Here is an 11,331-nt window from a genome sequence, read left to right on the forward strand (position 1 = left end):
AGGCATGGGTACGGCCGGGGCGGGCGGTTCGTCGCCCGGCGGAGCAGCGGCTCAGTAGGCGCTGTTCACGTTGTCCATGGAGCCGTAGCGGTCGGCCGCGTAGTTGCAGGCGGCGACGATGTTGGCGACCGGGTCGTACAGGTCCTTCTTGGTGCCCTTGACGTGGTACCGGTCGAAGGTGGGCTGGATCACCTGGAGCAGGCCCTTGGAGGGGATGCCGTTCCGGGCGTTGATGTCCCAGTTGTTGATGGCCCAGCGGTTGCCGCTGGACTCACGGATGATGTTGCGGTGGATCCCCTGGTAGGAGCCGGGGATGCCTTCCTTCTTCATGATCGACATCGCCTCGCGGATCCAGCCGTCCAGGTTGTTGGCGTAGACGGGCTTGCGCGAGGTGGAGCGGTTGGCCTTCTCGGTCGCGCGCTTCTTCGCGTCCGCCTTGGCCTTGGCGGCCTTCTCGGCCTTGTCCTTCGCCTCGGACGCCGCCTTGGCCTTGGCGGCCTTGGCGCGGGTCTCGGCCGCGGCCTTCGCCTTGGCGGCGTCGGCGGCCTTCACCAGTTTCTCGGCGGTCGAGTGCTGCTCGATGACGCTGTCCTGCACGGTCTTGGCCTGTGCGGAGCCCGTGACGCCGGTGAGGGCGACGGGCGCGGCGGCGGCTGCCGCCTGCGGGGCGATCTCCGCCTTGCCGTTCGACGGGACGAGCGAGAAGGTCAGGGCGGCGACGCCCAGGGCCGACACACCGGCCACGGATGCCTTCTGGACCTTGTTCAGACGACGGAGACGACGGGGAATGCGAGTCGCAGACATGTAGGGCTACCTCTTCGTACTCAGGTGTCCTCACGGAGGACGAGACCGGAGGCGGTGATGCGCACCTCCGTCGGGGACGAGAGCAATTCTTAGCGGCAGCAAAATCCTGTGGCAAAGGTGTGACGTACGAAGCCGTGTAGTGGGCAAGGGTCCCGTTCGCCCGAAATGGCCCGTACGTGCGCCTGGTCAAAACGCCCTTATCGACCCACTAGGCACGTTCGTACGTGACGTGGGCCCTATGCCTGGGCTCACACCGGACGCCCTGGCGTCTCACCTGTCGTTGCTGGAGCAATCCGGAGCGTTACGTTCCTCATCCCGTGGGAGGAGGCGCGCGCCCCCGAACTCCTCCTCGAGGCGCCGCTCCTGGAACGCGCCTCGTACCGCGGGGGTCCTACGTCCCGCGACCGAGCCGTCGTGCCGCCCGGACCTAGGTACGCGCCCGTCGCTACCCGTCCCCGGCCCGATACGGCCGCCCGGGACCCGCCGGTACGGTGATCCCATGAGTCACCGCCCGCCGTCGGGCCTCGCCGCGGTGAGTGCCGCACTGCTCGCCATGAGTCGGCACCTCGACGTGGGCGACGTCCTCAAGACGATCGTCGCGTCCGCCCGTGAGCTGCTCGACGCCCAGTACGCGGCCCTCGGCGTCCCCGACGACCACGGAGGCTTCGCCCAGTTCGTGGTCGACGGCGTCAGCGACGACCAGTGGAAGGCCATCGGCCCGCTGCCCCGCCAGCACGGCATCCTCGCCGCGATGCTCCACCGGTCCGGCCCCGAACGTCTCGCGGACGTCCGTGAGGACCCCCGGTTCGAGGGCTGGCCCGACGCCCACCCCGACATGTCCGACTTCCTCGGCATGCCCATCACGGACGGCGACGAGACCATCGGCGCCCTGTTCCTCGCCAACAAGCTGTGCCCCAAGCCCGAGGGCGGCTGCGGCTTCACCGCCGAGGACGAGGAGCTGCTCTCGATCCTCGCCCAGCACGCGGCGATCGCCCTCACCAACGCCCGCCTCCACGAGCGCGGCCGCGAACTGACCATCGCCGAGGAACGCTCCCGGCTGGCCCACGAGCTGCACGACGCCGTCAGCCAGAAGCTGTTCTCGCTCCGCCTCACCGCCCAGGCCGCCGCCGCCCTCGTCGACCGCGACCCCGCGCGCGCCAAGGGGGAGCTCCAACAGGTCGCCGACCTCGCCGCCGAGGCGGTCGACGAGCTGCGGGCCGCCGTCGTGGAACTGCGCCCCGCCGCACTCGACGAGGACGGACTCATCGCCACCCTGCGCACCCAGGTCCAGGTCCTGGACCGGGCGCACGCCGCCGACGTCGCCTTCGAGAGCCGAGGCGTGCGCGCCCTGCCCGCCGCCCAGGAGGAAGCGCTGCTCCGGGTCGCGCAGGAGGCCCTGCACAACGCCCTGCGCCACTCCGGCGCGGAGCACGTCACCGTCACGCTGACCCGGCGCGGCTCCGCCACCGTCCTGCGCGTCTGCGACGACGGACGCGGCTTCGACCCCACCGCCGTCCGGCGGGCGGGCCGCCACCTCGGCCTCGTCTCCATGCGCCACCGGGCGAGCAGCGTCGGCGGCCGACTCACCGTTGCCTCGGAGCCCGGCGAGGGCGCCACGATCGAGATGGAGGTCCCCGGTGGCTGAGAAGATCATCAGGGTGCTGCTGGTCGACGACCACCAGGTGGTCCGCCGCGGCCTGCGCACGTTCCTGGAGATCCAGGAGGACATAGAGGTCGTCGGCGAGGCGTCCGACGGTGCGGAGGGCGTGGCCCGCACCGAGGAGCTGCGCCCCGACGTCGTCCTGATGGACATCAAGATGCCCGGCACCGACGGCATCGAGGCCCTGCGCCGCCTCCGCGAGCTGGACAACCCGGCCAGGGTCCTCATCGTCACCAGCTTCACCGAGCAGCGCACGGTGGTCCCCGCCCTGCGCGCCGGAGCCTCCGGCTACGTGTACAAGGACGTGGACCCGGACGCCCTGGCCGGGGCGATCCGCTCGGTCCACGCCGGCCACGTCCTGCTCCAGCCGGAGGTCGCGGGCGCACTGCTGGCCCAGGAGGAGGCGGGCACGGGCACCGGGCGGGGGAGCACCCTCACCGAACGGGAACGCGAGGTCCTCGGCCTCATCGCGGACGGCCGCTCGAACCGGGAGATCGCCCGCGCCCTGGTCCTCTCCGAGAAGACGGTCAAGACGCACGTGTCGAACATCCTGATGAAGCTGGACCTGTCCGACCGCACCCAGGCAGCGCTCTGGGCGGTACGCCACGGCGCGGCGGACTGACCGGGGCCCCGCCCCAGCGAGCCCGTCCGGCGCTTGAGGACGGAACCTCCGCCCGGGAGCCCCGGGGCCCGGCCTTCTCCTCCGGACCACTCGGCCCGTCCGGCGCTCGCGGACAGCCCAGGCCCCGCCGCCCCGGGGCACAAGCGAGAGGCCCGCCGAGGGGCGCAAGCCGAGGGGCATAAGCCCAGGCCCCGCAGCCCCGCCCCGGGGCAGAGGCGCGGGGGCCCGCCGAGCGCGCCTACCGCCGAACCTCCCCGCCCTCCACATACGCGTTGTACGCCGCCACCACCGCCCGCCGGGCCACCCGCTCCACCGGCCGCAGCGCCTCCCCCCGCGCCGCGATCTCCGACGCGCTCACCGCGCCGCCGTGCCCGTTCTCGTACGCCACCGAGACCAGCAGCCCCACCCGCTGCGCCATCTCCAGCACCCGCACCGCACGCGGCGGGTACCCGGGCGCCAGCACCTCGCGCCCGTCACCGCGTTCCACCCGCGCCCGGTAGGCGTCCACCGCCGCCTCCGCCACCGGACCCGACCCGGCCACGTCCAGCCGCGCCAGCACCGCCGTCGCGTCCCGCAGCGCCTCGGCCAGCTCCCGCTCCGCCTCGCCCAGCGACGGCACGTCCGCCGGCGGAGCCTCCCGTACCGGCAGCACCCGCCACACCACCTCGACGTGCAGGTCCCCCTCCGGCCCGGCCTCGGACACCTCCGGCACCAGCCCGTACGGCGCCCCGTACGCGACCACCGCCTCCTCGGCCTCCAGCGCCCGCGCGTTGAAGTCCGGCGGACCGCTCAGCCCCAGCGGATGCCCCGGCACCGGCAGCGCCACCCGGAAACCGGTCACCCCCAGACCCCGCAGCCGGCCGAGCGCCAGCGTGAGCCCGACCGGCCCCGCCTCACCCGGCAGCCCCTCGACGCGGTGCACCGCGTCCTCCCCGACAATCGCGAGGGCCGCCCCGTCCGGCGAGACGAGTCCCGCCAGAAGCGCGTTTCCCCAAGCGGCCAACAACCCTGAACGTGGTTCGACAAGCATGCCGACAGCCTAGGGAACGTCCGGGCCGGGACCGGGCGTGCGGACCTCACGCCCGATCCACTCGCGCGGTGGCGTAGGTTTTCCCTGGGAGCCGTGCCCACCGGCACGCGACGATCGACGAGACTGCATGGGGAGACAACGCGCCATGAGCGATGTACTGGAGCTGGTGGACGTATCCGTGGTCCGCGACGGACGCGCTCTGGTGGAAGACGTCTCCTGGTCGGTCAAGGAGGGGGAGCGCTGGGTCATCCTCGGCCCCAACGGCGCGGGCAAGACGACCCTCCTCAACCTCGCCTCCAGCTACCTCTTCCCCAGCAGGGGCACCGCTACCGTCCTCGGTGAGCGGCTCGGCGGCGTCGGCACCGACGTCTTCGAACTCCGCCCCCGGATCGGCATGGCCGGCGTGGCGATGGCCGACAAGCTGCCCAAGCGCCAGACCGTGCTCCAGACGGTCCTCACCGCCGCGTACGGCATGACCGCCACCTGGAACGAGGACTACGAGGCCGTCGACGAGGACCGCGCCCGCGCCTTCCTCGACCGGCTCGGCATGACCGAGTACCTGAACCGCCGGTTCGGCACGCTCTCCGAGGGCGAGCGCAAGCGCACCCTGATCGCCCGCGCCATGATGACCGACCCCGAGCTGCTGCTCCTGGACGAGCCCGCCGCCGGGCTCGACCTCGGCGGGCGCGAGGACCTCGTCCGCCGCCTCGGCCGTCTCGCCCGCGATCCGCTGGCCCCCTCCATGATCATGGTCACCCACCACGTCGAGGAGATCCCGCCCGGGATCACCCACGCCCTGATGATCCGCCAGGGCAAGGTCCTCGCCGCCGGTCCCATCGAGACCGAGCTCAGCTCCCGCAACCTCTCCCGCTGCTTCGGCCTCCCGCTCATCGTCGAGCACACCGGCGACCGCTACACCGCACACGGCCTCCCGCTCTCCTGACCGGGTCGCCGGAACAGGCCGCCGCCCCCGATCCGCAGGCCGTTCACCGCAGTTGACCGCTGTGCGCCCTGTCGGTGACGCACCGACAGTCCTACGATGACCGGGTGGACATCGACGCATGGGTGTGGTGGCTGATCGGCGCGGTGGGACTGGGCATCCCCCTCGTCCTGACCGCGATGCCCGAATTCGGCATGTTCGCCGTCGGAGCGGTGGCCGCATCGGCCGTCGCCGCCCTCGACGGCGGAGTCGTCGCCCAGGTCCTGGTCTTCGTCCTGGTCTCGGTCGCGCTGATCGCCGTCGTACGGCCGATCGCCGCCAGACACCGGGCCGGACAGAGCGGGCAGGCGAGCGGCATCGACGCCCTGAAGGGACGTCAGGCGGTCGTGCTGGAACGGGTGTCGGCCGACGGAGGCCGCATCAAGCTCGCCGGGGAGGTCTGGTCGGCCCGCACGCTCGACAGCGACCAGGTCTTCGAACCCGGCAGCCAGGTCGATGTCGTGGACATCGACGGAGCGACAGCCGTCGTCATGTGACCGAACCGCGCACGGGGCGGGCCCAGGTCTGCCAGACTCGAAGTCGATCATGTCGATCTTCGTGAGCACCGGAAGCGGCCCCGACCGGCCGCCCACCACGCTCAGTCGAGGACCGACCCCGATCACCGCGATCCGCCGGCCAACCGAAGGGCACGAGAGACACGATGCAACCGATCATCATCGTTCTGATCATTCTGGTGGTGCTCGTCTTCATCGCCCTGATCAAGACGATCCAGGTCATTCCGCAGGCGAGCGCCGCCATCGTGGAGCGGTTCGGCCGCTACACCCGCACCCTGAACGCGGGCCTGAACATCGTCGTCCCGTTCATCGACTCGATCCGCAACAGGATCGACCTCCGTGAACAGGTGGTGCCCTTCCCGCCCCAGCCGGTGATCACCCAGGACAACCTGGTCGTCAACATCGACACCGTCATCTACTACCAGGTGACCGACGCACGCGCGGCGACCTACGAGGTCGCCAGCTACATCCAGGCGATCGAGCAGCTCACCGTCACCACCCTCCGCAACATCATCGGCGGAATGGACCTGGAGAGGACCCTCACCTCCCGCGAGGAGATCAACGCGGCCCTGCGCGGCGTCCTCGACGAGGCGACCGGCAAGTGGGGCATCCGCGTCAACCGCGTCGAGCTGAAGGCGATCGAGCCGCCGACCTCCATCCAGGACTCGATGGAGAAGCAGATGCGCGCCGACCGCGACAAGCGCGCCGCGATCCTCACCGCCGAAGGCATCAGGCAGTCCCAGATCCTCACCGCGGAGGGCGAGAAGCAGTCCGCCATCCTGCGGGCCGAGGGCGAGGCCAAGGCCGCCGCCCTGCGGGCCGAGGGCGAGGCCCAGGCCGTCCGCACGGTCTTCGAGGCCATCCACGCCGGAGACCCGGACCAGAAGCTCCTCTCGTACCAGTACCTCCAGATGCTGCCGAAGATCGCCGAGGGCGACGCCAACAAGCTCTGGATCGTGCCCAGCGAGATCGGCGACGCCCTCAAGGGCCTCAGCGGAGCCTTCGGGAACCTCGGCGGCGGCGTCCCCGGCTTCAACACCGGAGGAAACGGCGGCAATGGCGGCAACGGGGGGAACGGAGGAAACGGCGCCGGCACGCACGGTTCCATCCCCGCCCCCGCGATGGAGCGCCGCGAGGAACCCCCCGTCTCCTGACCCGGCGCCCCCTTCGTGCATGATCGGTGAGGCCCCTCGACCTTCATGGCGGGGAGGCGTCACTGACCACCGAAGGAGATGGCCTTGTCCATCTGGGAAATACTCGCCGTCTTCGCGGCCGGAGTCGGCGCGGGCACGATCAACACGATCGTCGGCTCAGGCACCCTGATCACCTTCCCCGTCCTGCTCGCCACCGGGCTGCCCCCGGTCACCGCGACCGTGTCCAACGCCCTGGGGCTCATCCCCGGCTCCATCAGCGGGGCCATCGGCTACCGCAAGGAGCTCGCCGGTCAGCGCCGCCGCGTCCTCAAGCTGGGCGTCGGCGCCGCGATCGGCGGCCTCTGCGGGGCGACCCTGCTGCTCGCCCTGCCCTCCACGGCCTTCGAGACGATCGTCCCCGTCCTGGTCGCCCTCGCGCTCGTCCTGGTGATCCTGCAACCGCGCATCAGCAAAGCCGTCCAGCGCCGCCGCGAGCACACCGGAACCACGCCCCGCACCGACGGCGGCCCGCTCCTGTTCGTCGGCCTGACCCTCGCCAGCGTCTACGGCGGCTACTTCACCGCCGCCCAGGGGATCATCTACCTCTCCCTGATGGGCATGCTCGTCGACGACACGATGCAGCGCCTCAACGCCGTCAAGAACGTACTGGCCGCCGTGGTCAACACCATCGCCGCCCTGTTCTTCCTCTTCGTCGCCGACTTCAACTGGACGGCCGTCGTTCTCATCGCGGTCGGTTCGGCCATCGGCGGACAGATAGGCGCCAAGGTCGGCCGCCGCCTGAGCCCCACCGTGCTGCGCGGCCTCATCGTGCTCGTCGGCACGGCCGCCATCGTCCAGCTCCTGCTCCGCTGACACACGTGGACCCGTCCCCCGGAGGACGGGTCCACCTCTGCGTCATGAGGCGTACGAGGTCTACGCCGCGGTCCCCCGCAGCCGTGACCCGCGCACCACGCGGACGCCCTACGCGGCTTCCGCCCCCTCCAGCCACTCCGGCAGCGCCGCCCGGTCGCGCGCCCCCATCGCCAGCAGCATCGCCTCGGCGGGGGAGGGGACGAACGGCTGCTTCAGCAGCGGCATCCCCGCCTGCTCCGGCGTCCGCGCGGCTTTGCGGTGGTTGTCCTCCGCGCAGGAGGCCACCGTGTTCAGCCAGGTGTCCTGCCCGCCCTGGGCCCGCGGCACCACGTGGTCGACGGTGGACGCCCGCCGCCCGCAGTACGCGCACCGGTACTGGTCCCGGACCAGCACACCCCTCCTGGACCACGGCGCCTGTCTTCGGAACGGCACCCGTACGTACCGGCAGAGCCTGATCACCCGGGGCGCCGGAATGTCCACGGCGGCACCACGCATGCGCAGCTCGGGATGCGACTGCTCGACGACGGCCTTGTCCGTCAGGATCAGGACCACCGCACGGTTGAGCGTCACTGTCGACAGTGGCTCGAAGCTCGCGTTGAGAACCAGCGTGTCACGCATCCTGCCCACCTCCCGTGTGCCGCCCGCCCCCTGGCAGGCCCGGATCAACTCTGTCCGGGCGGGCGGCGATGGACAACGCAATAAAAAATGCCCTGCTCTGATCTCTCCAAGACCAGAGCAGGGCAAACAGCGGACGAACTAATCGCCGGCGGGGGCCTCGTACTCACCGACCAGCTGCGCGCGGCCCAGCGTGTGGAACCGGAGGTTGAATCCGACCACCGCGGGGGACGCGTCGCTGTCGATGCCGAGCTTCTCGGTGTCGACCGCGTACACCGTGAAGACGTACCGGTGGTTCTCGCCGGCCGGCGGCGCGGCCCCGCCGAACTCCTTCGACCCGTAGTCGTTGCGGGCCTGGACGGCGCCCTCGGGCAGCCCCTTGAACTCCCCGCTGCCCGCACCGGCGGGCAGCTCGGTCACCGTCACCGGGACGTCGAAGAGCACCCAGTGCCAGAATCCGCTGCCCGTCGGGGCGTCCGGGTCGAAACACGTCACGGCGAAGCTCTTGGTCCCCTCGGGGAAGCCCTCCCACCGCAGCTGCGGCGAGGTGTTCCCGGCCGCCTGCACCTGGGCGTCACCCAGTACGGCCCCTGGAGCGAGGTCGTCGCTCACGACGGTGAACGCCGGCACCTCCGGGTGGAAGTCATGCGGCAGCGGGGCCCTCTTCGGCTCGGTCACGTCTCGCACCTCTCCTGATCGGTTCGTCTGCCTTCTTCCCCGACTGTAGGGGGACTACCGTCCTCGCTCCGGACGGCGTACCGCCGCCGGTCAGAGCCAGTTGCGCTGACCGCCGACCTGCGCGAGCCACTGGTTGAGGTAGGCGGCCCAATCGGTCTGCTGGTAGTCGTGCAGACCCACCTTGAACGCGCGGTAGGAGTCGCTGCCCTCGCTGAACAGCCCCGGCTTCTTGTCCATCTCCAGGACGACGTCCATCTCGCGGTCGTCCGCGACGAACGTCAGCTCCACCTGGTTCAGCCCGCGGTACTGGGCCGGCGGGACGAACTCGATCTCCTGGTAGAACGGCAGCCGCTGACGCGTCCCCCGGATGTGGCCGCGCTCCATGTCCGCGCTGCGGAAGCCGAAGCCGAGCTGACGGAAGGCGTCCAGGATCGCCTCCTGCGCGGGCAGCGGGTGCACGTTGATCGGGTCCAGGTCACCGGAGTCCAGCGCGCGGGCGATCTCCAGTTCGGTGGTCACCCCGATGTTCATCCCGCGCAGGTGCTGGCCGCCGAACATCGTGATCGGCGTCTCCCACGGGATCTCCAGGCCGAACGGCACCACGTGCACCGCGCCGGCCTGCACCTCGAAGGCGCCGCCGAGGTTCTGCTTGGTGAACTCGATGTCCTGCTTGGTCTCCTGGTCCCCGCTCTCGACCTCGACCCGTGCCTGGAGCCCCACGTTCAGGCCCTCGATCTGCTGGGCGACCGAGCCGCCCTGGATACGCACCTCGCCCTGGACGATGCCGCCGGGGACGACGTTGACCTCGGTGAGCTCGGTCTCCACCGATGCGCCACCGGCGCCCATGCTCGCGAGCAGCCGCTTGAAGCCCATAGTCACTCCTTCTAGGTCCTGACCCCTACATACGCGCCATGACGGTAGCCGGTTCCCGTCCGGACGATCCCGGTACCCTCGGACCGCATGACCAAGAGCCCCGACCGCACCCCTCCGACGCGGGACTTCTTCGACCGCGACATGGCAAGGCGGTCAGCATGAACATCGACTTCCTTGCCCATCCTGCCGAAGAGGTCGCCCCCAAGCTGCTCGGGACCGTCCTCACCCGCAAGACCTCCGAGGGGACCGTGAGCATCGCCATCACGGAGACCGAGGCCTACTCCGGTATGGCTGATCCGGCGTCCCACGCCTACCGGGGCCGCACCGCCCGCAACGCCACCATGTTCGGACCCGCAGGACACCTCTACGTCTACCGGTCCCACGGTCTCCACTGGTGCGCCAACGTCGTCACCGGTACGGACGGCATCGCCTCCGGTGTCCTCATCCGGGCAGGCAGGGTCATCGAGGGGGAAGAGCTGGCACGCAAGCGGCGAGGAGCGAAGGTCGAGAGTCCACGTCTCGCCCGCGGTCCGGGGAACGTCGGCCAGGCGCTCGGCATCACGGCAGAGTGCAACGGCGCAGACCTCCTGACGGGTACCTCGGTCATGCTGTCCGAGGGGGAGCCTGTACCTGCCGCGCTCATCCGGGTCGGTCCTCGGGTTGGCGTGAGCAAGGCCCACGACTGGCAGCACCGGTTCTACCGCGCCGATGATCCAACGGTCTCGGCGTACCGACTGAGCCCGAGAGCCAAGCCGTCCGCCGAAGCCTGAGCCGCTGTGCGCCTCGCTCACGGCTCGCCGGTGAGCCGGCGAGATCAATGGCGGGGGCGACCCGGCCCGTGAACGACGCCTCTCGGCCCGCAACGACAAGGAACTGGCCAAAGGCCGGCCCGCCTTGCGACCGCCCTGGACGTCGAGCGCGAGCTGAACGGCAGCGACCTCTTCGGCGTCCCCGCCCCGGTCCTGTCCATCCTGCACGGCACTCCGCCGCCCCGTGACCAGGTACGCGGCGGCGCCCCCACTGGTGCGGGGGCCGCCGCGTACCCGCCGTGGCGCTCATGGATCGACGGCGACCCGACGGTGAGCCCCTACCGAGCCCATGCCCCGCGTCGTCGTCCGAGCCACAAGGCGGCTTGACGCGCGCTGGACGGACGCCTAATGTAGTCCGAGCCGCTTGACACGGGTACAGCTCTCGGCACAGTCCATCGGACCGAACCGAGCCACTCGAAGCGGCCACACCACTACCGACGATCCTCACCCTGGCGGGTGCGAATTCGGCATGCCCGTAATTCGCTCCAACGGTTCGATTATGAGCTGCCAAGAGAATCGGCTAACGTAGCGGACACGCCGAAAGGCAAGGCCACTCCACAGGCCACCGGAAATCGAATTCGGACCGGAAACGGAACGAAAAAGAGTCTGGTAACGTTGGAGTCGCTGGAAAGGGAAAACGTGAAAGCGAAGACCTGGAAAGCGAAACAAGCAGGATCGCAGGGCCCGCTTCGACCGGGAATCGGACACGAAAGAGTCTGATAGAGTCGGAAACGCAAGAC

At 70.4% G+C, this 11,331-nt stretch carries 11 protein-coding genes and 2 pseudogenes; 8 read left to right on the forward strand and 5 right to left on the reverse strand.

Annotated elements, in window-relative coordinates:
• Positions 1 to 51 precede the first annotated feature (51 nt).
• Complete coding sequence (locus IF19_RS0123910) at positions 52 to 804, reverse strand: transglycosylase SLT domain-containing protein (protein WP_030117447.1); 753 nt, start codon at positions 802 to 804, stop codon at positions 52 to 54.
• Between the two features lie 499 nt (positions 805 to 1,303).
• Here IF19_RS0123910 and IF19_RS0123915 point away from each other — a divergent pair, with 499 nt between their 5' ends.
• Positions 1,304 to 2,449, forward strand: a complete 1,146-nt coding sequence (locus IF19_RS0123915) for a GAF domain-containing sensor histidine kinase (RefSeq protein WP_030117448.1) — start codon at positions 1,304 to 1,306, stop codon at positions 2,447 to 2,449.
• Positions 2,442 to 3,086, forward strand: a complete 645-nt coding sequence (locus IF19_RS0123920) for a response regulator (protein WP_030117449.1) — start codon at positions 2,442 to 2,444, stop codon at positions 3,084 to 3,086. The genes IF19_RS0123915 and IF19_RS0123920 overlap by 8 nt, the downstream gene beginning before the upstream one ends.
• Positions 3,087 to 3,324: 238 nt before the next feature.
• Here the strand turns inward: IF19_RS0123920 and IF19_RS0123925 are convergent, their stop codons facing one another.
• Positions 3,325 to 4,116, reverse strand: a complete 792-nt coding sequence (locus tag IF19_RS0123925) for a hypothetical protein (protein WP_030120074.1) — start codon at positions 4,114 to 4,116, stop codon at positions 3,325 to 3,327.
• 145 nt (positions 4,117 to 4,261) lie between these two features.
• Between IF19_RS0123925 and IF19_RS0123930 the strand changes: the two genes are divergently transcribed.
• The 4 genes from IF19_RS0123930 (at position 4,262) to IF19_RS0123945 (ending at position 7,616) form a co-directional block, all read left to right on the forward strand.
• Positions 4,262 to 5,059 carry an ABC transporter ATP-binding protein gene (locus IF19_RS0123930; RefSeq protein ID WP_030117452.1) on the forward strand — a complete coding sequence of 266 codons (798 nt, stop codon included), beginning with the start codon at positions 4,262 to 4,264 and terminating at the stop codon, positions 5,057 to 5,059.
• A 104-nt stretch (positions 5,060 to 5,163) separates the two neighbouring features.
• A complete protein-coding gene (locus IF19_RS0123935; protein ID WP_030117453.1) occupies positions 5,164 to 5,592 on the forward strand; it encodes an NfeD family protein in 429 nt (142 codons plus the stop codon).
• A 164-nt stretch (positions 5,593 to 5,756) separates the two neighbouring features.
• Positions 5,757 to 6,764, forward strand: a complete 1,008-nt coding sequence (locus IF19_RS0123940) for an SPFH domain-containing protein (protein WP_030277484.1) — start codon at positions 5,757 to 5,759, stop codon at positions 6,762 to 6,764.
• Positions 6,765 to 6,842: 78 nt separating this feature from the next.
• Positions 6,843 to 7,616 (forward strand): sulfite exporter TauE/SafE family protein, encoded by a 774-nt coding sequence (locus IF19_RS0123945; RefSeq protein ID WP_030729678.1) that lies wholly within the window; start codon positions 6,843 to 6,845, stop codon positions 7,614 to 7,616.
• Positions 7,617 to 7,724: 108 nt separating this feature from the next.
• On the opposite strand, the gene IF19_RS0123950 is transcribed toward IF19_RS0123945, so the two are convergent.
• From IF19_RS0123950 to IF19_RS0123960, 3 genes are all read right to left on the reverse strand, one after another.
• The gene (locus tag IF19_RS0123950; RefSeq protein ID WP_030117457.1) at positions 7,725 to 8,234 is read right to left on the reverse strand and encodes an HNH endonuclease; all 510 of its coding nucleotides are present in this window, start codon (positions 8,232 to 8,234) and stop codon (positions 7,725 to 7,727) included.
• Between the two features lie 138 nt (positions 8,235 to 8,372).
• Positions 8,373 to 8,909 (reverse strand): YbhB/YbcL family Raf kinase inhibitor-like protein, encoded by a 537-nt coding sequence (locus IF19_RS0123955; protein ID WP_030117458.1) that lies wholly within the window; start codon positions 8,907 to 8,909, stop codon positions 8,373 to 8,375.
• A 90-nt stretch (positions 8,910 to 8,999) separates the two neighbouring features.
• Entirely contained in the window at positions 9,000 to 9,782 is a 783-nt protein-coding gene (locus IF19_RS0123960) for a sporulation protein (RefSeq protein ID WP_030117459.1), read from the reverse strand.
• Positions 9,783 to 9,923: 141 nt separating this feature from the next.
• Between IF19_RS0123960 and IF19_RS0123965 the strand changes: the two are divergent.
• A pseudogene (locus IF19_RS0123965) lies at positions 9,924 to 10,552 on the forward strand (DNA-3-methyladenine glycosylase).
• A gap of 34 nt (positions 10,553 to 10,586) precedes the next feature.
• Positions 10,587 to 10,918, forward strand: a pseudogene (locus IF19_RS1000000138415) (DNA-3-methyladenine glycosylase); the annotation flags it as partial.
• Between the last annotated feature and the right edge of the window lie 413 nt (positions 10,919 to 11,331).

The sequence above is a fragment of the Streptomyces californicus genome (assembly GCF_000717645.1).
GTDB classification, from domain to species: domain Bacteria; phylum Actinomycetota; class Actinomycetes; order Streptomycetales; family Streptomycetaceae; genus Streptomyces; species Streptomyces californicus.